This window comes from Asanoa iriomotensis (assembly GCF_016862515.1).
Lineage (GTDB): Bacteria > Actinomycetota > Actinomycetes > Mycobacteriales > Micromonosporaceae > Asanoa > Asanoa iriomotensis.
The window spans coordinates 313803-334765 of record NZ_BONC01000001.1; the positions used below are offsets into that span (position 1 = coordinate 313803).

At 72.7% G+C, this 20963-nt stretch carries 21 protein-coding genes; 13 read left to right on the top strand and 8 right to left on the bottom strand.

Annotation, left to right across the window (positions count from 1 at the left end; translation table 11 throughout):
* Window positions 1-50 precede the first annotated feature (50 nt).
* The 4 genes from Air01nite_RS01450 to Air01nite_RS01465 are packed head-to-tail and all read left to right on the top strand — an operon-like array spanning window position 51 to window position 4381.
* Window positions 51-905, top strand: a complete 855-nt coding sequence (locus Air01nite_RS01450; RefSeq protein WP_203699906.1) for an SMP-30/gluconolactonase/LRE family protein — start codon at window positions 51-53, stop codon at window positions 903-905.
* A complete protein-coding gene (locus Air01nite_RS01455; RefSeq protein ID WP_203699907.1) occupies window positions 902-3652 on the top strand; it encodes a glycoside hydrolase family 2 TIM barrel-domain containing protein in 2751 nt (916 codons plus the stop codon). The genes Air01nite_RS01450 and Air01nite_RS01455 overlap by 4 nt, the downstream gene beginning before the upstream one ends.
* Window positions 3653-3709: 57 nt before the next feature.
* Window positions 3710-4171, top strand: a complete 462-nt coding sequence (locus Air01nite_RS01460; protein ID WP_203699908.1) for a hypothetical protein — start codon at window positions 3710-3712, stop codon at window positions 4169-4171.
* 27 nt (window positions 4172-4198) lie between these two features.
* Complete coding sequence (locus Air01nite_RS01465; RefSeq protein ID WP_203699909.1) at window positions 4199-4381, top strand: hypothetical protein; 183 nt, start codon at window positions 4199-4201, stop codon at window positions 4379-4381.
* On the opposite strand, the gene Air01nite_RS01470 is transcribed toward Air01nite_RS01465, so the two are convergent.
* Complete coding sequence (locus Air01nite_RS01470; protein ID WP_203699910.1) at window positions 4378-5499, bottom strand: alpha/beta hydrolase; 1122 nt, start codon at window positions 5497-5499, stop codon at window positions 4378-4380. The two genes, Air01nite_RS01465 and Air01nite_RS01470, sit on opposite strands and share 4 nt — an antisense overlap.
* A gap of 70 nt (window positions 5500-5569) precedes the next feature.
* Window positions 5570-5806 (bottom strand): hypothetical protein, encoded by a 237-nt coding sequence (locus tag Air01nite_RS01475; RefSeq protein WP_203699911.1) that lies wholly within the window; start codon window positions 5804-5806, stop codon window positions 5570-5572.
* Window positions 5807-6006: 200 nt separating this feature from the next.
* On the opposite strand from Air01nite_RS01475, the gene Air01nite_RS01480 reads away from it, so the two are divergent.
* Window positions 6007-7536, top strand: coding sequence for an alkaline phosphatase D family protein (locus Air01nite_RS01480; RefSeq protein WP_203699912.1), 1530 nt, complete (start codon window positions 6007-6009; stop codon window positions 7534-7536).
* A gap of 95 nt (window positions 7537-7631) precedes the next feature.
* Window positions 7632-8471 carry an alpha/beta hydrolase gene (locus Air01nite_RS01485; RefSeq protein ID WP_203699913.1) on the top strand — a complete coding sequence of 280 codons (840 nt, stop codon included), beginning with the start codon at window positions 7632-7634 and terminating at the stop codon, window positions 8469-8471.
* Here the strand turns inward: Air01nite_RS01485 and Air01nite_RS01490 are convergent.
* Together Air01nite_RS01490 and Air01nite_RS01495 are read right to left on the bottom strand one after the other, a co-directional pair.
* Window positions 8468-9307: an aldo/keto reductase gene (locus Air01nite_RS01490; RefSeq protein WP_203699914.1), complete on the bottom strand. Its 840-nt coding sequence runs from the start codon at window positions 9305-9307 to the stop codon at window positions 8468-8470. The two genes, Air01nite_RS01485 and Air01nite_RS01490, sit on opposite strands and share 4 nt — an antisense overlap.
* Window positions 9308-9316: 9 nt before the next feature.
* Window positions 9317-10222: an AraC family transcriptional regulator gene (locus Air01nite_RS01495; RefSeq protein ID WP_203699915.1), complete on the bottom strand. Its 906-nt coding sequence runs from the start codon at window positions 10220-10222 to the stop codon at window positions 9317-9319.
* An 88-nt stretch (window positions 10223-10310) separates the two neighbouring features.
* Here Air01nite_RS01495 and Air01nite_RS01500 point away from each other — a divergent pair, with 88 nt between their 5' ends.
* Window positions 10311-11189, top strand: a complete 879-nt coding sequence (locus Air01nite_RS01500; protein ID WP_239090416.1) for an NADP-dependent oxidoreductase — start codon at window positions 10311-10313, stop codon at window positions 11187-11189.
* On the opposite strand, the gene Air01nite_RS01505 is transcribed toward Air01nite_RS01500, so the two are convergent.
* The gene (locus Air01nite_RS01505; protein ID WP_203699917.1) at window positions 11190-11870 is read right to left on the bottom strand and encodes a TetR/AcrR family transcriptional regulator; all 681 of its coding nucleotides are present in this window, start codon (window positions 11868-11870) and stop codon (window positions 11190-11192) included.
* Between the two features lie 55 nt (window positions 11871-11925).
* Between Air01nite_RS01505 and Air01nite_RS01510 the strand changes: the two genes are divergently transcribed.
* On the top strand, window positions 11926-12942 hold the full coding sequence (locus Air01nite_RS01510; protein ID WP_203699918.1) for an aldo/keto reductase: 1017 nt from the start codon (window positions 11926-11928) through the stop codon (window positions 12940-12942).
* Window positions 12943-12958: 16 nt separating this feature from the next.
* The gene (locus Air01nite_RS01515) at window positions 12959-13432 is read left to right on the top strand and encodes a PPOX class F420-dependent oxidoreductase (protein WP_203699919.1); all 474 of its coding nucleotides are present in this window, start codon (window positions 12959-12961) and stop codon (window positions 13430-13432) included.
* Here Air01nite_RS01515 and Air01nite_RS01520 read toward each other — a convergent pair.
* Window positions 13425-14255 carry a LysR family transcriptional regulator gene (locus Air01nite_RS01520; protein ID WP_203699920.1) on the bottom strand — a complete coding sequence of 277 codons (831 nt, stop codon included), beginning with the start codon at window positions 14253-14255 and terminating at the stop codon, window positions 13425-13427. The two genes, Air01nite_RS01515 and Air01nite_RS01520, sit on opposite strands and share 8 nt — an antisense overlap.
* Before the next feature lie 168 nt (window positions 14256-14423).
* Between Air01nite_RS01520 and Air01nite_RS01525 the strand changes: the two genes are divergently transcribed.
* Both Air01nite_RS01525 and Air01nite_RS01530 read left to right on the top strand, forming a co-directional pair.
* On the top strand, window positions 14424-15674 hold the full coding sequence (locus tag Air01nite_RS01525) for an SGNH/GDSL hydrolase family protein (protein ID WP_203699921.1): 1251 nt from the start codon (window positions 14424-14426) through the stop codon (window positions 15672-15674).
* A 133-nt stretch (window positions 15675-15807) separates the two neighbouring features.
* On the top strand, window positions 15808-16896 hold the full coding sequence (locus Air01nite_RS01530; RefSeq protein WP_203699922.1) for a glycoside hydrolase family 18 protein: 1089 nt from the start codon (window positions 15808-15810) through the stop codon (window positions 16894-16896).
* Between the two features lie 16 nt (window positions 16897-16912).
* On the opposite strand, the gene Air01nite_RS01535 is transcribed toward Air01nite_RS01530, so the two are convergent.
* Complete coding sequence (locus Air01nite_RS01535; protein ID WP_203699923.1) at window positions 16913-17797, bottom strand: LysR family transcriptional regulator; 885 nt, start codon at window positions 17795-17797, stop codon at window positions 16913-16915.
* A 71-nt stretch (window positions 17798-17868) separates the two neighbouring features.
* On the opposite strand from Air01nite_RS01535, the gene Air01nite_RS01540 reads away from it, so the two are divergent.
* Together Air01nite_RS01540 and Air01nite_RS01545 are read left to right on the top strand one after the other, a co-directional pair.
* Window positions 17869-18813 (top strand): DMT family transporter, encoded by a 945-nt coding sequence (locus Air01nite_RS01540; protein ID WP_203699924.1) that lies wholly within the window; start codon window positions 17869-17871, stop codon window positions 18811-18813.
* A gap of 35 nt (window positions 18814-18848) precedes the next feature.
* Window positions 18849-20783, top strand: a complete 1935-nt coding sequence (locus tag Air01nite_RS01545) for a glycoside hydrolase (protein ID WP_203699925.1) — start codon at window positions 18849-18851, stop codon at window positions 20781-20783.
* 2 nt (window positions 20784-20785) lie between these two features.
* Here Air01nite_RS01545 and Air01nite_RS01550 read toward each other — a convergent pair whose 3' ends face one another.
* Window positions 20786-20950: a hypothetical protein gene (locus tag Air01nite_RS01550; protein WP_203699926.1), complete on the bottom strand. Its 165-nt coding sequence runs from the start codon at window positions 20948-20950 to the stop codon at window positions 20786-20788.
* Between the last annotated feature and the right edge of the window lie 13 nt (window positions 20951-20963).

Here is a 20963-nt window from a genome sequence, read left to right on the forward strand (position 1 = left end):
CCTATCCGGACTCGGCCGTTCCGCCCTCCTCATGGCAGGATGAGGCTGTTATGAAGATCAACGTTGAACAGGTCACGGACCGGCTGGCCGGCCACGGTGAGGGTCCCGCGTGGGACGCCGCGACCGGGCTGCTGCACTGGGTCGACATGCTCGCCGGCGACATGCTCTCGCTGGAGCCAGGCGCCGGCGCGGTCACGCGTACCCCCATCTCGTCCGTGGTCTGCGCGATCCGCCCCCGCCGAGCCGGCGGCCTGGTGCTGGCGGTCGAACGGGGTTTCGCTCTGCTCGACGCCGACTCGGAGAAGCCGCGGATCCTGCCCGAGCTGTGGCCCGCCGGGACCGTGCGGATGAACGACGGCGGCTGTGACCCGCGCGGCCGGTTCTACTGCGGATCGATGGCCACCGACGACCGGCCGGGCGCCGGCACGCTCTACCGCCTCGACACCGACCTGACCGTCAGCGTCGTCCTCGAGCACGTCTCGATCTCCAACGGGCTGGCCTGGTCGCGTGACGGCGGCACCGCCTACTACGTCGACTCCGGCACACAGCGGATCGACCTGTTCACCGTGGACGCGGCCGGTGACCTGGTCGACCGGCGGCCGTTCGTGACCGTGCCGGCCGAGGTCGGCACGCCCGACGGGCTGTGCCTCGACGCCGAGGGCGGCGTCTGGGTGGCGCTGTGGGACGGCGGCGCGGTGCACCGGTACGGCCCCGACGGCAGCCTCGACGCCGTGATCCCGATGCCGGTGGCGCGCCCGACCGCGTGCACGTTCGGCGGGCCGGACCTGGCCGACCTCTACATCACCACGTCCCGCCCGTCGGCCGACGACCCGACGCCGAGCGGCGCCCTGTTCCGCGCCCGGCCCGGCGTGACCGGCTTCGCCGACTGGACGTTCGCGGGATGACCGCGCTCGGCCGCCCGGAGGGGACCGTGCGGCCCCGGGCCGCGCTGCACACCGACGCGCCGTCGATCGACCTGTCCGGGGCGTGGCGCTTCCGCCTCTCCCCCACGGCCGACGCCGGCGACTTCTGGGCGGCCGACTTCGACGACAGTGCCTGGGACACGCTTCCGGTGCCGTCGTCCTGGCCGATGCACGGGTACGGCCGGCCGGCGTACACCAACATCACCTATCCCTTCCCCCTCGACCCGCCGCACGTGCCGACGGAGAACCCGACCGGCGACCACCGCCGCGTCGTCGACGTGCCCGCCGGCTGGGCGGGCGAGCGGGTCCTGCTCCGCTTCGAGGGCGTCGACTCGCTCGGCCGCATCTGGGTCAACGGCGCCGAGGTCGGGTTCACCCAGGGCAGCCGGCTGACGCACGAGTTCGACGTGACCGCGCACCTGCGCCCGGGCGAGTCCAACGTGGTCGCGGTGCGGGTGCACCAGTGGTCGGCCGGCAGCTACCTCGAGGACCAGGACATGTGGTGGCTGCCCGGCATCTTCCGCGGCGTCACCCTGGAGGTCCGGCCCGCGGGCGGGATCGACGACGTGTTCGTGCACGCCGCGTTCGACGGCGGGCGCGGGACGCTGCGGGTCGACGCGCCGGCGGGCGCCCGCCTGTCGGTGCCCGGGCTCGGGCTGCGGGACGCGGCCGTCAACACCGACCACCTCCTCGACGGGGTCGCGCCCTGGACACCCGAGACGCCCACGTTGTACGACGCGACGGTGTCGACGGACGCCGAGACCGTCTCGCTGCGGATCGGCTTCCGCACGGTCGCGGTGGTCGACGGCATCCTGACCGCCAACGGGCGGCGCATCTTCTTCCGCGGCGTCAACCGCCACGAGTTCCACCCCGACCTCGGCCGGGTGGTCCCGCTCGAGGTCGTCCGCGCGGAGCTCGCGCTGATGAAGGCCCACCACGTCAACGCGATCCGCACGAGCCACTACCCGCCGCACGCCGCGCTGCTCGACCTCTGCGACGAGCTGGGCTTCTGGGTGATCGTCGAGAACGACTACGAGACGCACGGCTTCGAGCAGAACGGCTGGCGGAACAACCCCACCGACGATCCACGATGGACGGACGCGCTGGTCGACCGGATGCGGCGCACCGTCGAGCGCGACAAGAACCACCCGTGCGTCGTGATGTGGTCACTGGGCAACGAGGCCGGTGTGGGCCGCAACCTGGCCTCCATGGCCACTGTCGCCCGCGAGGTCGACCCCGACCGGCCGCTGCACTACGAGGGCGATCGCTCGTGCGCGCACACCGACGTCCACAGCCGGATGTACGCCACTCCCGACGAGGTCGCCGAGATCGGCGCGGCCGCCGGCGGGCTGCCGTTCGTGCTCTGCGAGTACGCGCACGCGATGGGCAACGGACCCGGCCTGCTCACCACCTACCGCGAGCTGTTCGAGCGCTACCCGCGCTGCCAGGGCGGCTTCGTCTGGGAATGGCTGGACCACGGCATCCGGCGGGGCAACCAGTTCGCGTACGGCGGCGACTTCGGCGAGCCGGTGCACGACGGCAACTTCGTCATCGACGGCCTGGTCTTCCCCGACCGCACACCGTCACCCGGCCTGGCCGAGGTGGGCGCGGTGTTCGCACCGGTCCGCCTCGTCGCCGACGGCGACACGTTGACCGTCCGCAACGGCTACGACCACCGCGACCTGACCGGCGTGACGCTGGAGTGGACGCTCGCCGTCGACGGCGCGCCGGTCGCGACCGGGACCGAGCCCGCGCCGCCGCTGGCGCCCGGTGAGTCGGCCGCGCTGTCCCTGCCGAACGGCGCGGTCGCACCGCCCGGAGCCGGTGAGGCATGGCTGACCGTGACCGCCCTCGCCGGTGGGTTGCGGGTCGGCGCCGGACAGCTCCGCTTGCGCGAGGCGGCGCCCCGGCCGCGCCGCTCCGGGCGCCGTTTCGCCGGCGACACCCTCGGGCCCGCCGTGTTCCGGGCCGGCGAACTGGTCGCGCTCGGCGGCCTGGCGCTGCGCGGCCCGCGGCTGGACCTCTGGCGCGCCCCGATCGACAACGACATCTTCGGCCGCGACCCGGTCGCCGAGCGCTGGCGGGCGGCCGGCCTCCACCGGCTCACCCACCGGGTGGTCTCGGTCGCTTCCGGTGAGGGCTTGACCGTGACCAGCCGGGTGGCGCCGGCCGGCAGCGACCGTGCGTTCGAGGCCACCTACACCTGGACCGCCGACGACGACGCGGTCACCTTGGCGCTGCACGTCGAGCCGACCGGCGACTGGGACGTCCCACTTCCCCGCGCCGGCGTGGCGCTGGCCATCCCGGGCCGGTGCGGGCGGGTCGAGTGGTTCGGCGGCGGCCCGGGCGAGGCCTATGTGGACTCCGACACGGCGGCGCTGGTCGGCCGTTACGAGTCCACGGTGGACGCGCTGCAGACGCCGTACGTCCGGCCGCAGGAGAACGGCAACCGGACCAAGGTGCGCCGGGCCGTCCTGACCGACCCGGCCGGCGCGGGCCTGGAGCTGCTCGGACACCCGACGTTCGAGCTGACGGCCCGGCGGTGGAGCACGGCCGAGCTGACCGCCGCCCGGCACACCGACGACCTGGTGCCGGGCCGGGACATCCATCTCCACCTGGACGCCGGCCACCACGGCCTGGGCACCGCGGCCTGCGGCCCGCCGCCCGCACCAGAGGCCTGGCTCAAGGCCGAACCGTTCGACCTCGTGATCACTTTCCGCGCGCTCTGAGGCCCCCGACCTCTACACTCCGGTCGTCTGCTCGCCGACGTCGATGGGAGTGGTCGGGTGCCACGATTCGAGCGACGCAGCAGGATCGCCGGTGTCGTCCTGGCGATGTTGTCGTGTGTGGCCTGCGGGTCGGGCGACGGCGTGTCGACAGCGCGGACCGACCCGACCTTGTTCGTCCACGACGTGCGCGGCCGGGCCGACGACGCGGAGATCAGCGGATACGTGCGCTACCTCGCCGACGCGGACTGCTTCGTTCTCGATTCGGCCGCGGACGGCACCGGCGGCGTCCGCAACGTCGCCGTGTGGCCACCCGGCACGACGGTGTGGATGAAGGACGCGCAGGTGGCCGGCGTGGAGGTGCCCGACCGTGACCCGATAGCCCTCGGCAGCCGGTTGACGGGTGGTGGCGGTTACGCCAACCCGGACACGAGCGAACTCGAGTTGCCCGAGGTCGCCACCGACTGCCTCAGCAACGACGGCGAGTTCGCCATGATCCACGTCATTTCGGCGGTGTCGTGACCGGGTGACGGGGTGCAGAATCAAGGTATGGACGACAACGACGAACGGGTCGTCTTCAACGACGAGGAAGCCGCCTTCCTGCGGCACGCCCGGTTCGGCGAGCTGCCGCCCCGGGTGCTCCCGGACGAGCTGGTCGAGCTGCACGAGACCGACCCGCGCCCGGTCCGGCCCGACAACCAGCTCGACGACACCGACTGGCGCTACCCCTAGACGATCCGGTCGAGAAAAGCGGCGACCGCCGCGGTGTAGGCGGGCGGGTCGACGTTCCACGACGCGACGTGCCCGCCGTCCCGGGTCGCGACCAGCGTGACGAGCTCGGGCCGCGCCGAGGCGAAGGCGTGCGCCTTGTCGGTGCGGACGCGCTGGTCCGCCTCGTCGACGAAGATCAGGGCCGGCACCGTCAGCTCCCCCGGGTCCTGGTCGAGCCGGCCCAGGTTGATCCGACCCCGCCACTCGGTGAACCGCTTCGCCGACCAGGTGATCGGCGCCGGGAGGCGGCGCAGGTCGGCCTGGTAGTCGATCACCGCGTTCCAGGACAGCACCGGGCTGTCCAGCACCAGGCCGCGAATCAGGGCGGCCTCCGCGACGGGCAGCCGGCGCAGGGCGGTGAGCGCGATGCCGCCACCCATCGACCAGCCGAACAGGACGATCCCGGTCGCGCCGTGGTCGCGGGCGTAGCGGATCGCGGCGGCCAACTCGCGCCACTCCGTGTCACCGAGGTGGTAGAAGCCGTCCGGGCTGGCCGGCGCGTCCGGGTCGTTGCGGTAGCCGATCACCAGCATGGTCAGCCCGGCGCCGACCACGCCGGGCAGCACCCGCAGCGCCTCGTGCCGGCTTCCGCCCCGGCCGTGCACGGCAATGGCCCACACACCCGGCCGGTGCCCACCGCCCGGCGGCGGCACGAGCCACGCCGGCATGTCACCCAGCTCCCCCGACACGGGCACGGTCGCGTAGTCGAGCCCGAACGCCGTCTTCGGGTCGGTGCCGAACACGTTGTAGTCGACGGCGACCATGAGCCCGGGCCGCAGCTCACCGGCCACCCGCTCGTCGACGCGCCGCACGACGGTGTCGCCGTCGACGCGCACCGACGCCGACAGCCGGGCGCCACCGTCGGGCCAGAGCAGCCCGAGCGCGATCGGTTTCGCGGTGTCCACGTCGCGGCTCAGCGTGACCTCGTCGCCGGACACGGCGAGCACGCGCACGACGAGCGCTTGGGTGTGGTCGACACCGAGCAGCTCACCGGAGAAGTAGTAGCCTGCGCCCGCCGTGCTGAACGCACTGGTCGCGGCGGCGGCCAGCGCGCCGCCCACCAACCGGCGCCGCGTCACGATCACACGGCAACATCACCACAAAACCCAAGATCATGCGACGGTACGGTGAGCAAGGCCATGTCCTGACCTAATAGCGGCGGCGGCGTACCGCGACCACGACGGCGGTCGGGATGATCACCACTAGCAGGGCCAGCGCGATCAGCGAGAGCACCGGCCAGCCGGGGTCCGGTTCGACAGGGCGGGCGTGCTGCCCCTCGGCCGAGGGCGCGAAGGCCAGCACGGTGACGACGATGACGGCGACCGCGATGGCGCCGGCCCGCAGCAGCCGGCGCAGCACCGCGGCGCGGTCGGTGGGCTGTGACACGGCGAGCCTTCCGGTGGGCGTCCGGGTACGCCCACACGGTATCCAGCCGACCGTGAGATCGACGCTCACTTAACAGTCATCTAATCCAGACTTGCGAATGCGCTATTCCATGGTGACTTCACCGTGCGGCCACCCACCGGTCGTCCGCCGCCGGTAGGACAGGGACCGACAACACAGTCCCCATCGGAGGGAGTCCTCCCTTGTCACCACAAAATTGGAGCCGTCGCGGCCTGCTCGGCGCCGCCGCGGCACTCGGTGCCTCGGCCGCTCTCGGCGGCTCGCCCGCGTCCGCCGGCACACCCGGTCTCGTCCGCCGCGGCCGTCCCGTGCTCACCCACGGCGTGCAGACCGGCGACGCCGTCGGTGGCACGGCCAACATCTGGACCCGCGCGGACCGGGTGGGCCGGATGGTCGTCGAGGTCAGCGACCGGCCCGACCTGCGGCACGCCCGCACCGTCCTCGGCCCGCTGCTCGGCCCCGGCACCGACTTCACCGGCCGCGCCAAGTTGCGCGGCCTGCGTACCGGTGAGAAGACCTTCTACCGGGTCCGCGTCGTCGGCGACCACGGTGCCGAGAGCGAACCACTGACCGGCTCCCTGACGATGCCCGGCGGCAAGGACGGCGTCTCCTTCGTGTGGACCGGTGACATCGCCGGCCAGGGCTGGGGCATCAACCCCGACATCGGCGGCATGCGGATCTTCGAAGCGATGCGCCGGGTGCGGCCGGACTTCTACCTGTGCAGCGGCGACACCGTCTACGCCGACGGACCGCTGGCCGAGTCCGTCACCCTCGCCGACGGCCGGGTGTGGCGCAACGTGGTCACGCCCGAGAAGAGCAAGGTGGCCGAGACGCTGACCGAGTATCGCGGCCAGTTCTCCTACAACCTGCTCGACGCCAACGTGCGCCGGTTCTTCGCCGAGGTCCCGCAGCTCAACCAGTGGGACGACCACGAGGTCACCAACAACTGGTACCCGGGCGAGATCCTCGAGGACGCCCGCTACACCGAGAAGCGGGTCGACGTGCTGGCCGTCCGCAGCCGGCAGGCGTTCTACGAGTGGACGCCGATCTCGCCCGGGCCCGTCTACAAGAAGGTCTCGTACGGCCCGCTGCTCGACGTCTTCGTCCTCGACATGCGGACCTTCAAGGACGTCAACGACGGCAACGTGTACGCGGACCCCAAGCGCGGCCTGCTCGGCGAGACGCAGCGCCGCTGGCTGACCGAGGAGCTGCGCAAGTCGAAGGCGACCTGGAAGGTGATCGCCAACGACCTGCCCCTCGGCCTGGTCGTGCCGGACGGCGCGACCGCCCAGGAGGGTGTCGCGCAGGGCGACCCGGGCGCACCGCTCGGCCGCGAGCTGGAGTTCGCCGGCATCCTGCGGGACGCGCACCGCCACGGCGTCAAGGGCATCGTCCTGGTCACCGCGGACGTGCACTACACGGCCGCGCACCACTACGACCCGGCGCGGGCCGCGTTCGACGACTTCACGCCGTTCTGGGAGTTCGTGTCGGGCCCGGCCAACGCGGGCGCGTTCGGCCCGAACGCCCTGGACGGCACGTTCGGCCCGACGGCGGCGTTCGTGCACGCGCCGCCGGTGGCCAACACCTCGCCGCTGGACGGTTTCCAGCACTTCGGCGAGATCAGCATCGACGGCCGCAGCAAGGACCTGACCGTCAAGCTGCGCGACATCGACGGTGCGGTCCTCTGGACAAAAACACTTTTGCACATGTGACCTAGCCGACCCTCCCAAAGATCCCTTCGTGCGCGCAGACTCGGACCGGCGACCGCGCTCTCCGGCCGCCGGTCCGAATTCAGGAGGACTTACCGATGTCCGACGCGTCCGACGTCCAGCAGATCACCGACGCCAACGCCAGCGGCCGCCAGCCGGTCGTCTTCATCCACGGTCTGTGGCTGCTGCCCAGCAGCTGGGACCGCTGGGCGGCGCTGTTCGCCGAAGCCGGTTACGCGCCGGTCTCGCCGGGCTGGCCCGACGACCCCGACACCGTGGCCGAGGCCAACGCGCACCCCGAGGTGATGGCCGGCAAGAGCGTCGGCCAGGTCGCCGACCACTTCTGTGACCTGATCGGCAAGCTGGACCGCAAGCCGGCCGTCATCGGCCACTCGTTCGGCGGCCTGCTCACGCAGATCACCGCCGGCCGCGGCCTGTCCGCCGCCTCGGTGGCGGTCGACCCGGCCCCGTTCCGGGGTGTCCTGCCCCTGCCGTTCTCGACACTGCGCTCCGCGTCGCCGGTGCTCGGCAACCCGGCCAACCGCCACCGCGCGGTGCCGCTGACCTACGACCAGTTCCGCTACGCCTTCGCCAACGCGGTCAGCGAGGAGGAGGCCCACGAGCTCTACAAGGAGTTCGCGGTGCCGGCGCCCGGCGAGCCGCTGTTCCAGGGCGCCTTCGCCAACCTCAACCCGTGGACCGAGGTCGCGGTCGACACCGAGAACGCCGAGCGCGGGCCGCTGCTGGTCGTCTCCGGTGAGAAGGACCACACGGTGCCGCACGCGATCTCGCACGCGTCGTACGAGCGGCAGGCCCGCAACGAGCACGCGGTCACCGAGTTCGTGGAGATCGCGGGCCGCGGCCACTCGCTGACGATCGACAGCGGCTGGCAGGAGGTCGCGCAGACCGCGCTCACGTTCGTGAAGCGCTTCGTCTAGAACTCTTCCCAGGTACGGGGATCCTGGCGCACGGGCGCGCCGACGTCGAGGGCCGTGATGGCCGCGACGTCGGCGGGCTCGAGCGCGAAACCGAAGATGTCGGCGTTGAGCCGCTGACGCTCGGGGTGGCTCGAGTGCGGGACCGTGGTGATGTCGCGGTCGATCAGCCAGCGGAGCACAACCTGTGCCGGCGTCACGCCGATCCGCTCGGCGATGGCGGTGACCGCCGGGTTCTCCAGGATGCCGCTGTTGCGCTCCAGCGGGCTCCACGCCTGGACGACCGTGCCGTGGTCGGACACCTCCCGGACCACGTCCACCTGGGCGTGCGACGGCGAGACCTGGAGCTGGTCGACCGCCGGCACCACGCCGGTCGCGGCGACCACGGCCTTGATGTGCTCGTCGAGGAAGTTCGACACGCCGACCGAGCGGATCAGGCCCTCCTGTTGCAGGGCCACCATTTCCGCGTACGACTCGACGTAGCGGCCGACCCGCGGCAGCGGCCAGTGGATCAGGTAGAGGTCGACGTAGTCGAGACCGAGCCGCTCCAGCGAGGCCGAGAACCCGTCCCGCACGTACGGCTTGCCCTGGTGGCGCCCCGCCAGCTTGCTGGTGACGAAGAAGTCCTCGCGCGGCAGACCGCTCTCCCGGATCGCGGCGCCGACGGCGTCCTCGTTCTCGTAGTTGTACGCGGTGTCGAGCAGCCGGTAGCCCATTTCGATCGCGCCGAGGATCGAGTCGGTGAGCTGCCGGCCACGCAGCGGCCAGGTGCCGAGGCCGAGCCAGGGCATCGCGTAACCGTCGTTGAGCGTACGCGTGGGAATCGAGATCGGTGCCATGATCCCAGCCTAGGCCGCACGGCGCCAGCGGCCCGGTGCGGAACCGAGATGTCGCTTGAACGCGGCGGCGAACGCGAACTCGGAGCGGTAGCCGACGGCCGACGCCACCTCCGCCAGCGGCGCGTCGCCGGAGCGGAGGAGGCCCGCGGCGAGGGTCATCCGCCACCAGGTGAGGTAGGTCAGCGGCGGCTGCCCGACCAGCCGCGTGAAGCGGGCGGCGAACGGCGCCCGGGACAGGCCGGCCTCCGCCGCCAGGGCGGCCACCGTCCACTGTGTCGCCGGCGACCGGTGCAGGGCCTGGATCGCGGCCGACACCGCCGGATCGCGTAGCGCCGCGGACCAGCCGCGGGCCGGTGCCGCCGCGTCTCCGGTCTCGAGCCAGGTCCGCAGGATCAACAGGAGCAGCGTTTCGAGCAGCGCCGGCACGACCGCGTCGGTGCCGAGCCGCGGCCGGCGGAGCTCGGTCGCCAGCAGCTCGACGCAGGCCGCCAGCCCGGGGTGGCGGCCCGGCAGGTGCACCACCTCGGGCAGGTCGCGCAGCAGCGGATGGGTGCTGATCGGGTCGAGCTCGTAGGCACCGCAGAGCGTGACCACGGTGGGATCGGCGACCTCGACGACGGACCGGGCGGGTCGCGGTCCCAGCGGGTCGCAGGCGGGGCCGTCGGGCCGGGTCGCCGGGTGGTCCGCCAGCACGTGCCCCCGCCCGTGCGGCCGGAACACCACGTCGCCGGCGGCCAGCGGCACCGGCTCCGCGCCGGGCGCGAGCAGCCAACAGGTGCCGCTGAGCACCACCTGGAAGCCGGCGGCGCCCGGCACGGGCGCGAACTCCTGTGCCCACGGCGATCGGAACGCGACCATGGCCGACACCGGCCGTCCGGTGCGCAGGGTGGCGATCACATCGCTGAGCACGTCCACGAGGGGAGCGTAAGCGGAGACGATCTCGTATGAAATGGGGATGGCGACACATGGATCGTCTGCCGCGGCGTGCATACGGTTCATGGTCATGAGGGCGATGCGCATCCACCGGTACGGCGGTCCCGACGTGATCGTGGCGGACGAGGTGCCGCCGCCCGTCGCCGGCGCCGGCGAGGTGGTGATCCGGGTCGCGGCGACGGCGTTCAACCCGTCCGAGGTCGGGCTGCGCCGAGGACTGCTCAGGGACGTGCTGCCGGTCGGCTTTCCGTACACGATGGGTTGGGACGTGTCCGGCACCGTCGTCACCGCGGGCGTCGGGTTCACCCCTGGCGAGGCGGTCGTGGGCCGGCTCGACGCCGGCGGGGCCGCGGCCGACTTCGCGGTGGCCCCAGCGGAGGCCCTGGTGGCGGTGCCGGCCGGCGTGCCACTCACCGGGGCCGCGACGCTGCCGGTCGCCGGCCTGACCGCGGCCCACGCGGTCGCCGGTCTCCGGGCCGGCCAGCGGGTGCTGGTCAACGGCGCGGGCGGCGGCGTCGGGTGGTTCGCGGTGCAACTCGCCAAGCGGGCCGGCGCGCACGTCGTGGCCACCGCCAGCCCGCGCAGCGCCGGGCTGGTCGCCCGGGCCGGCGCGGACGAGGTGGTCGACCACACCCGCACCTCGCTGCACGACCTGGCCGTGGACGTGTTGGTGCACCTGGCGCCCGCACCGGCGCCGGTCGACGCGGTCCGGCCGGGCGGGACGATCGTGTCGGCCACGGGGCCGGTCGCGGCGCCGCCGTCGGTCCGGTCGACGCATTTCGTCGTGGCCGCGGACCCTGCGGCGCTCGCGCGGCTCGTCGCCCTGGTGGCGGCGGGCGCACTGCGCGTCGACGTGGCGGCGACCCGACCGCTGACCGACCTGGCGGCCGTGCACCGGGACGCCGAGGAGGACCGGATCCGCGGCAAGGTGCTGCTGGTGCCGGGCTGATCACCCCACGATCCGGTCCAGCCATTCCGCGAGGAGGATCTGCTCGGCCGGGCTGAACCGGTCGGCGACCGCGGGGAGGCTCGCCTTGAGCGCCAGCGCGCGGTCGCCGATCCCGTCCGTCCCCTCCTCGGTCAGGACCGCGGCCATGACGGCGTCGCGGAGGTCGCGGGAGAGGGCGGCGTGCGCGCCGAGGGTGCCGTCGCTCTGTGCGGCGATCAGGGCCAGGGTCGCGCCCACGCTGGCCGCGTACACCATCGGGGCCGCCGCCTCGACGGGGAGCCGCAGCCGGCCCGCGGCGGCGACCCGGCGCAGGATGCCCATGAGCAGCTCGTGCCCCTCGCCGCTGACCGCCGACGGGTCGCCGGGGCGGGGGTCGCCGTAGATCAGCTTGTAGAGGGCCGGATTGGCCAGGCCGAACTCGACGTGCAGGTCCCAGCCCGCGACGAGGTCGGCGACCGGGTCGTCGCGCTGCTCCCCGGCGCGCTTCTGGCCCAGGTAGCGGGCCCAGGCCTCGTCGGCGACGGCGGCGAACAGGCCGGCCATGTCGCCGAACTGCCGGTAGATCGTCTGCGCCTGGACACCGGCCGCGGCGCTGACCGCCCGGGTCGAAACGGCTTCGCGGCCGCCCTTGGCCAGGAGCTCCGCCGCCGCGTCGAGGATCCGCTGCCTCGGTGTTGTCATCACCACATGCTATCACCGCTCACGGCTCCGCGTTAGCAGTGATACGGTTTTGGCCATGACGACAATCGCCACCCGCAAGCTCGGCGCGACCGGACCGGTCGTCGGCGCCCTCGGCCTCGGCGCCATGGGCATGTCTGACATGTACGGCCCGGCCGACCGGACCGAGAGCATCGCCACCCTGCACGCCGCCCTCGACGCCGGCATGAACCTGATCGACACCGCCGACTTCTACGGCTCCGGCCACAACGAGCTGCTGATCTCCCGCGCCCTGCGCGAGCGGCGCCGCGAGGACGTCGTGCTCAGCGTGAAGTTCGGCAGCCGGAAGAACCCGGACGGGTCGTTCCAGCCGGTCCCCTACGACGTGTCCGCGTCGGCGGTGCGCGACCGGCTCGCGCAGTCGTTGCGCCGGCTCGACACCGACTACATCGACATCTACCGGCCGTCGCGCCTCAACCCCGACATCCCGATCGAGGAGACCGTCGGCGCTCTGCGGGACATGCAGGAGGCCGGCTACATTCGCCACATCGGACTGTCCGAAGTGGGTGCCGAGAACATCCGCCGGGCCGCCGCGGTCGCCACGATCAGCGACGTGCAGATCGAGTACTCGCTGCTGTCCCGCGGTCCCGAGCAGGAGATCCTGCCCACGCTGCGCGAGCTCGGCATCGGCCTGACCGCCTACGGCGTGCTCTCCCGCGGTCTGCTCAGCGGCCACTGGTCGGTGCAACGGGAGCTCGGCACCCGGGATTTCCGGGCCGCCCTGCCCCGGTTCAACGGCGAGAACCTCTCCGCCAACCTGCGGCTGGTCGAGGAGCTCGCCCAGGTCGCCAAGGAGATCGGGGCGACCACCAGCCAGGTCGCGATCGCCTGGGTGGCCGCGCAGGGGGCCGACATCGTGCCGCTGGTCGGCGCGCGCCGGGTCGACCGGCTCGAGGAGTCGCTCGGCGCGCTGGACGTGGCGCTCATGCTCACCCCGGAGCTGCTCGCCCGGATCGAGGCCGCGATCCCGGCCGGCGCCGCCGCCGGCGGGCGCTACATGGACCAGCAGCTGCACCTGCTCGACAGCGAGCGCTGAGGAGTAGCCTGGTCGCGTGCCCAAGATCGCAACCGCCGACCGGGTCGACCGCGCGCAGCTCCTCGAGTTCGTCCGCACCCGGCACCGGCTCACCCTGGTCACCTTCCGCCGTGACGGGCGGCCACAGCTGTCCCCGGTGTCGGGCGGTGTCGACGAGGCCGGCCGGATCGTGATCTCCACGTATCCGGACCGGGCCAAGTCGGTCAACCTCCGCCGCAACCCGGCCGTCAGCGTGCTGGTCCACTCCGACGACTGGAACGACCCGTACGTCCAGGTCGACGGCACCGCCGAGGTCCTCGACATGCCGGCGCGGGAGACCGAGGACGCGCTGGTCGACTATTTCCGCTGCATCGCCGGCGAACACCCGGACTGGGCGGAGTACCGGGAGGCGATGCGCCGTCAGGGCAAGTCGCTGATCCGCGTGACCATCGACTCGTGGGGCCCGGTCGCCACGGGCGGCTTCCCGCCGGACCGGGCGCCGGCTAGCTGACCCGCCGGAGGACCCCTTCGACCGCGTCGGCCAGGGGGTCTTCCTCGGTGTCCGGCCGGCGCACGATGCCGATCTCGACGCCGGGCAGCGCGGGGAGCCCGTCCACCGCGGTGCCGGGCTCGACGTTCGCGGGCAGCAGCGCGGCGACGCCGAGCCCCGCCCGGACCGCCGCCTGCACGCCTGCGAGGCTGGTGCTCTCGAAGGCGACGCGCCAGGGCCGGTCCGCGGCGTCCAGGGCCGCGAGCAGCGGTGCGCGCCACCCGCCGGGCTCGGAGAACAGCACGAGCGGGAGCGGGTCGGCCGTGAGGTCGACGCTCTTGTGCGCGACCCAGGTCAGCGGCCGCCTGACCGTCCACCGTGGTGGTTCCGCCAGATCGGCCGGATCGGTCAGGGCGAGCTGGACGCGGCCGCTGTCGAAGGCCTCGCGCACGGCGGGCCCGGGCCCGGTGACGATCTCGAGCGTGGCACCGGGATGCATCCGCGCGAAGTCGGCCAGCGCCTGCGGCAGCCCCGCCGCGGCCAGGTCCTCGGTGAGGCCGATCCCGCAGTGCCCGGTGAGCGGCTCCCCCGGCGCCCGCAGCGCCTGGGCCGCCAGGGTCAGGATCCGCTCGGCGTACGGCAGCAGGGTCTCACCCGCCTTGGTGAGCACGACGCCGGCCGTGCTTCGCTGCAGCAGCTCCTGCCCGACCGCGCGCTCGAGCTTGCGCAACTGCTGGCTCACCGCGGGCTGGCTGTGCCCCAGCGCGACCGCGGCCCGCCCGATGCTCCCGGCCCGCGCGGCGGTCAGGAAGGCTCGCAGCAACACCGTCTCGAGATCAGCCATAACGAGAGCTTATGGGCGCCCGCCTCGATCGCCCAGTTCCTTGTGACCCGCGTCGCGTCCAGCGGCATGTTTGTGCCGTATACGCGCGGTCGGCAGATATTGACGAACGTCGTACAACGATGATCTGATCGCGATCTCAGAGTTTCTTTCATGTTTCCTGGAGGTCGCATGCGTCGTCCCGCGTTCCTGGCCGCCGCCCTCACCGCGTTCGCCGCCGGCGTCGTCGCCGTCGGCGCCACGCCCGCACCGGCCGCCGCCGCCCTGCCGACCGCCGCCGTGGCGCTGGGCGACAGCTTCGTCAGCGGCGAAGGTGCCGGCGCCTACCAGCCGGTCACCGACCTCAACGGCGTTTCGCAGGGCTTCCCCGGCTGGTCGGCCGCCAACAGCAACGCCTTCTTCTGCCACCGGTCCGGCAACGCGTCCATCCAGCAGGCCGCGCTGCCCGGGATCGCCGCCCGGTTCAACCTCGCCTGCTCCGGCGGGCAGCCCTTCGACATCGCCGCCGCGTCCGCGAGCCGGGCCAACGGGCGCACGGTGGCGTCGCAGCTCGACCAGTTGCGGGCCGTGGCGCAGACCCACGACATCGACGTCGTGCTGGTCGGGCTCGGGTCCAACAACAGCCAGTTCACGTTCGGCAACGTCGCCGAGAAGTGCGCCAACCGGTTCATCGCCGACGCGTGGACGGGGTGGTGGGAGTTCTGGGCCTACCTCAACGGGCCGGTCGAGCAGGCGCCGTGCGCGACCAGCGACCTGGCCACCGACGCGCAGATGGCCGCCGCCACCGCGGAGACCGTGGCCGCCGTGCGGCAGATCGTGGCCACACTGCGGCAGGTCGACGCCGACGGGCAGCACCGGATCGTGCTGCAGGACTACACCAACCCGCTGCCGTTCGACCTCGCACAGCGGTTCTGGACCGAGGACGGGCGGGCCGACGACCGCGACAAGTTCCGGGAGCTCGGCGCCGAGCGCTACGCGGCCGGTTGCCCCATCCACCGCGCGAGCCTCGCGGCCGGGCACTGGTTCTCCGGCGGCCTCGGCGCCATCGTCCGCAGTGGGCAGTCCACGTTGGCCGCCGAGTTCCCGGGCGAGGACATCGTCTACCTCAACGTGCAGCGCGCCTTCGACGGCGCCCGGCTCTGCGAGCTCGACGCCAGCCCGACCGGGGCGCTGGCCACCCCGATCCGCCTGCAGGACGGACCGACCGGGACGCCCGTGACCAGCCTGGCGGGCAAGGACAAGATCGCGATCCAGCGGATCGCCAACACCTGCGTCACCTACTTCCAGACCTGCCAGGAGTCCTGGCACCCCAACGCCGCGGGCCACCAGGTCCTCGGCCAGTGCCTGGCCGCCGCGGCCACGACCGCCAACCGCACGATCGCCTGCGTACGCCAACCGGACGGCCGCATCATCGCCGGTTGACGGCCCGAGGGGGCTGGTCCCGCGCCGACCGGGGCCAGCCCTCGCGCGCCGATCCGGCGGTATCTGAAAACAAAGTTGCCTGTGGATGAAAGTCGTGCGCTGCGGCGGGATCCTCTTCGGAAGGAGGTCCGCCATGCGACGACTGACATGTCTACTGGCCATCCTGGTGGCGCTGCTCGCGGCAGCCGCCCCCGCGACCGCGGCCGCACCCGGCGCGCTGGCCACGGCGCCACAGATCTACGGCGCGTGGCATTGCGGCAACGACTTCTGCACCTGGGGCGCGGTCCGCACGGTCGCCGAGTTCGACAGCGCCAACCACTGGCTGATCGACCGCGGCGACGGTCGCCCGTCGGTCAACCTGGTGGTGCTCTCCTTCGTCAACCCGCTGCGGCTGCTGCGCCAGACGACCGACGCGACCACGGTCGCCGGGGTGCCGCGCGGCATGACCCCCGAGATCGTCAACTACTTCACCTCGCGGGGCGTGCGGGTGATGCTCTCGATCGGCGGCATCACCTACACCGACGACTGGGACACCGCCCTGTCCGAGAACGCCGCCCTGCTCGGGCAGCGGGCGGCCGCGGTGGCGACCCAACTCGGCGTCGGCATCGAGATCGACTACGAGCAGAACACCAACCCCAACCTGCCCGCGCTCCAGTCCTTCATCGACGCCTACCGGGCCGTCCATCCCTACGACGCGACCGGCGCGCGGGCCGCCGCCCGGCTCACGATCGACGTGGCCGCGGGCGACCGCTGGCTGATCGCCCTCAACCGGAAGGCGACCGCCGACTGGCTGCGCACGGACACACCGGTGCTCGACTACGCCAACGCGATGGTGACCGCCCGGCCGGCCTCCGCGGCGAACGCGATCGCCGACTGGCAGGAGCACGTCGACGGGAAACCCCAGTACGGCCCGCCGGTGCCGCCACTGGCACCCGCCAAGTTCACGGGCGCCATCTACGTCGCGTACGGCGGCAAGCCCCTGCCCGAATGCGTCAACTACCCGGCGTCGGTGCAGAACGCCGCCGCGCCCTACGTGCAGAGCGTCGCCCCCAACGGCGCGGGCACGACCGCGGGGATGCTCGGCTTCATGTTCTGGGCCGCCGAACGCCCGGCGGTGCGCGGCATCGGCACCGTGCCGCCGAACACCTGTCAGGCCGGCGTCGGAGCGGGAGCCACCGCGCTCGCGATCCAGATCCCGATGCCCTCGCTGCGCCAGTCGTGAGCCCGGCTTGACCGATTCACCCGGCGAGCAGTGCGTCGACCAGCGCGCGCAGGACAGGCTCGGTCGCTGAGACCTCGCGGACCGCCGCGTGGATCGTGCGGATCGGCTCCGGGCGGCGGACCCGGCGCACCACGACGCCCGGGTGCCGGGCGCCCAGGCCGAGACGCGGGATCAGGCCGACGCCCAAGCCGGCCGCGACGAAGGCCTGTGCGGTCGCGTAGTCCTCCGACGTCGCCGCGTACCGCGGGCTGAAGCCCGCCGCCGCGCAGGCCGCCGCGATCGGTTCCAGGCACGGGCCCGGTGGCTCGCTGCCCACCCAGGGCTCGCCGGCCAGGTCGGCCAGGTCCACCGCCCGGCGCGCGGCGAGCGGGTGTCCCACCGGCAACACCACCCGATAGGCGTCGTCGCGCAACCGCACCAGCCGGACCCCAGCCCGCGCGCCCTCGCCCGGCCGGCGGACCACGACCGCCAGGTCCGCCCGGCCCTCGGCGACCTCCGGCTCCGGGTCCTCCGCGCCGCTGAGCCTGGGCTCCACCGTCACGCCGGGGTGGTCGCGGCGCAGCCGGGCCACCGCCGGCGCGAGCAGGGTCGGACCCACCGAAGCGAAGTAGCGGACCGTCAACCGGCCCGTTCGCCCGGCCCGCAGGTCGGCCAGCGCCGTCTCCGCGGACGCGACGTGCTGGCTGATCACCGCCGCGTGCCCGGTGAGCAGCCGCCCGGCCGCCGTCGGTCGCACGCCCCGGCCGGCGCGTTCGAGCAGCGCGATGCCGGCCTCCTTCTCCAGCGCCGCCACCTGCTGGCTGACCGCCGAGGGCGTGTAGCCGAGGTGTGCCGCCGCCGCGGTCACCGAGCCGCTGGTGACCACCGCCCGCAGCACCTGCATCCGTCGCACGTCAAGCATGTAGCACAACTTAACGGACCTGCTGAACTTTTCGCTTGTCCTTCCAGGTCGGCCACGGCAACGTGCGGAGCGTGACGAGAAGCTGGGCCCGGGTGGGCGTACTCGCGCTGCTGTGGGGTTCGACGTTCCTCTGGATCGAGGTTGCCCTGACCGCGTTGACGCCGGTCCAGGTCACCCTCAGCCGGTGCCTCCTCGGAGCGGCGACGCTGTTGACCGCCTGCCTCGCCACGGGGCACAGGCTGCCGGCGAGCAAGGCGACCTGGTGCCACGTCGTCGTCGCCGCGTTCTTCTGCAACGCCCTGCCGTTCGCGATGTTCAGTCTCGGCCAGCGGACGATCGACTCGGGCGTGGCCGGCGTCCTCAACGCCACCACGCCGCTGTGGTCGCTGCTGTCCGGCCTCGCCCTCGGCACCGAGCGGCGCCTGCCACCGGCCCGGCTCGCCGGCCTCGGACTCGGCTTCGCGGGCGTCGTGCTGATCTTCGCGCCGTGGGAGCGCACCGGGCCGGTCGGCTGGGGCGCGCTCGCGATCGTCGGCGCCGCCGCGAGCTACGCCGTCGGCTTCGCCTACATGGGACGCCACCTGGTCGGCAAGGGCGTACCCACGATCTCGCTGTCCGCCGCCCAACTGGTCGCCGCGACCGCCCTGACCGCGCTGACCCTGCCGGCCGGCGGCCTGACACCCGTCGCGCTCGACCCGCGCACCCTGGCCGCCGTGGTGATCCTCGGTGTCGTCGCCACCGGGGTCACCTTCCACCTCACCTACCGGACCATCGCCGCCGAAGGCGCCACCAACGCGGCCACGGTCGGCTACCTGCTGCCGGTGGTCTCGGTCGCCCTGGGCGTCGCGGTGCTCGGCGAGGAGTTCAGCGCCCGGATCGCCGCCGGGATGGCGGTCGTGCTCGCCGGGGTGGCGCTGACCCGCCGGCGCGGATCCACACCGGAACGTCAGGATGGTCCGATTTCCGGAAATGTTGGACAACCGGCGACTCTTGCCCGGTCGTCCCCCGACTCCTAGCTTGATTCGTACACGTCGATGGATGGGGGCTTGTCATGCGACGCCGGACCAGCTGGACGACGAGGCTCGCGACCGTTTGCGCCCTGATCGCCGCCAGTGCGGGAAGCGGCGCCGCGGCGCACCGGCCGGTGGCCGTCGTCGACTGGAGCGACGAGCGCCAGACCATCGACGGCTTCGGCGGCTCGTTCGCCTTCCACAAGGCGGGTGCGATCCAGCGTCTCGGCGAGCCGCTGACCTCTCAACTGCTCGACCTGGTCTTCGACGACGAGAAGGGCATCGGCCTCGACATCGTCCGCGTCATGGTCGGCGACGGCGGCACGTGGGGTGACCAGCTCTACGACGGCCCGACGCAGACCATCGAGCCGCAGCCTGGGGTGTTCGTCTGGGACCAGCCCGACTGGCCGGCCCGGAAGGCCGCGTTCGACGCGCACCAGATCTGGCTGATGCGCGAGGCGAAGAAGCGCGGCGTCCGGACCTTCATGGCCAGCGTCTGGAGCCCGCCGGCCTGGATGAAGCAGAACAACAGCGTGGTCTCCTCCGGACCCGACGGCCCACCCAACAAGATCCGCCCCGACCTGTACCAGGCCTTCGCCGACTACCTCGCCGAGTACGTCCTCGGCTACGAGCGCGAGTTCGGCATCCGGATCACGCACGTCTCACCGACGAACGAGCCCGAGGTCACTACCGGCTACTCGAGCAGCCAGTGGACGCCCGAGGAGCTGCGGGTGCTGGTCCGCGACCACCTGGGCCCGACGTTCGCGCGCCGGGGCGTCGACGCGGAGAACGTGCTCGGCGAGGGCGTCACCTTCGACGAACGGTTCGCGCTGCCGGCGGTCACCGACCCGGCGGCCGACGCGCACGTCGGCGTCGTCGCGGCACACGGGTACGCGGGCCTGGTCGACGACGCCACCCGCGCGGCACCGGGCGCGTTCGCCGCGTCCCACGAGCGGGGCAAGACGATCTGGCAGACCGAGTACATGAACCAGGGCGCCCCGCGCGACCGCCTCTTCGTCAACAACACCATCACCGACGGCCTGCGGTACGCGAACCTGATCGGCAACCTGTTCGACGAGACCCGGCTCAACGCGTACTTCTGGTGGTGGCCGGTCGCCAACAACGGCGCCGACGGCTCCGACCTGATCCGGCTGGTCAACACCGGCACACCGCAGAGCGGCAACCCGACCGAGAACGGCCAGTACCGCATCTTCAAGCGCTACTACACGATCGGCCAGTACAGCCGCTTCCTCGACCCGGGCGACGTGATGATCGGCGCGACGAAGACGCCGGCGCCCGGTGTGGCGCTCACCGCCTACAAGGGCGGGCGCGACTTCACCGTGGTCGTCGTCAACAACAACCCGACGGACGTGACGCTCGACGTCGACCTGACCGGCGGCTTCCCGCGCACCCGCGAGGTGGCCGCCTATCGCACCTCGGCCAGCGAGAACATGACGAGACTGCGCGACGTCCGCACGCACGACTCGTCGTTCACCGCGACGCTGCGCGCGCGGAGCGTGACGACGTTCTCCTCCGCGAGCCTGCCGGCCCTGCCCGACCGCAAGGACGTGTTCTCCACCTATCCGGTCGAGGAGAACGACGGCCACTCCCCCGGTCTGCGGGTGACGGACGACATCGCCACGGGTGTACGCGACGGAAGCTGGCTGCGCTGGCGGAACGTCAACTTCGCCGACGGCTCGGCCGCGGGTTTCGCCGACCAGAAGGGCCAACTCCGCCTGCACACCACGGTCGCACCCCGCGCCGGCGGCGTCATCGAGGCCCGCGTCGACAGCCCGCACGGCCGGCTCGTCGGCACGACGACGGTCCCGGCCGGCGACGGATCAGCCTGGCAGACGGCGACGACCTGGGTGGACACGACCCCCGGAGCCGCGAACGGCTTCCACGACCTCTACCTGGTCTTCCGCGGCGGCCGGGGCCCACTGTTCGATGTGGACCAGGCGGCCTTCAGCGACTGAGCTCAGCCTTCATCCGCGGCTTCGTCGCCCGGTTGGGCCTGGCGGCGCAGCCCGGCGCGCTCGCGCTCGTGCCGGTCGAAGCGACGCTTCGCGTCCGCCACCCGGGCATCGTCGGCGTCGGCGATCGGCTCACCCATCAACTTCGCGGCGATCGCCTTCGGATCCAAGGCGTTCACAACG

Coding starts and splice junctions, on each gene's coding strand:
- Air01nite_RS01525 (WP_203699921.1), top strand. CDS start 14,424: ATGCGTCGTCCCGCGTTCCTGGCCGCCGCCCTCACCGCGTTCGCCGCC.
- Air01nite_RS01450 (WP_203699906.1), top strand. CDS start 51: ATGAAGATCAACGTTGAACAGGTCACGGACCGGCTGGCCGGCCACGGT.
- Air01nite_RS01535 (WP_203699923.1), bottom strand. CDS start 17,797: ATGCTTGACGTGCGACGGATGCAGGTGCTGCGGGCGGTGGTCACCAGC.
- Air01nite_RS01520 (WP_203699920.1), bottom strand. CDS start 14,255: ATGGCTGATCTCGAGACGGTGTTGCTGCGAGCCTTCCTGACCGCCGCG.
- Air01nite_RS01465 (WP_203699909.1), top strand. CDS start 4,199: ATGGACGACAACGACGAACGGGTCGTCTTCAACGACGAGGAAGCCGCC.
- Air01nite_RS01500 (WP_239090416.1), top strand. CDS start 10,311: ATGAGGGCGATGCGCATCCACCGGTACGGCGGTCCCGACGTGATCGTG.
- Air01nite_RS01505 (WP_203699917.1), bottom strand. CDS start 11,870: ATGACAACACCGAGGCAGCGGATCCTCGACGCGGCGGCGGAGCTCCTG.
- Air01nite_RS01530 (WP_203699922.1), top strand. CDS start 15,808: ATGCGACGACTGACATGTCTACTGGCCATCCTGGTGGCGCTGCTCGCG.
- Air01nite_RS01490 (WP_203699914.1), bottom strand. CDS start 9,307: ATGGCACCGATCTCGATTCCCACGCGTACGCTCAACGACGGTTACGCG.
- Air01nite_RS01510 (WP_203699918.1), top strand. CDS start 11,926: ATGACGACAATCGCCACCCGCAAGCTCGGCGCGACCGGACCGGTCGTC.
- Air01nite_RS01485 (WP_203699913.1), top strand. CDS start 7,632: ATGTCCGACGCGTCCGACGTCCAGCAGATCACCGACGCCAACGCCAGC.
- Air01nite_RS01455 (WP_203699907.1), top strand. CDS start 902: ATGACCGCGCTCGGCCGCCCGGAGGGGACCGTGCGGCCCCGGGCCGCG.
- Air01nite_RS01545 (WP_203699925.1), top strand. CDS start 18,849: ATGCGACGCCGGACCAGCTGGACGACGAGGCTCGCGACCGTTTGCGCC.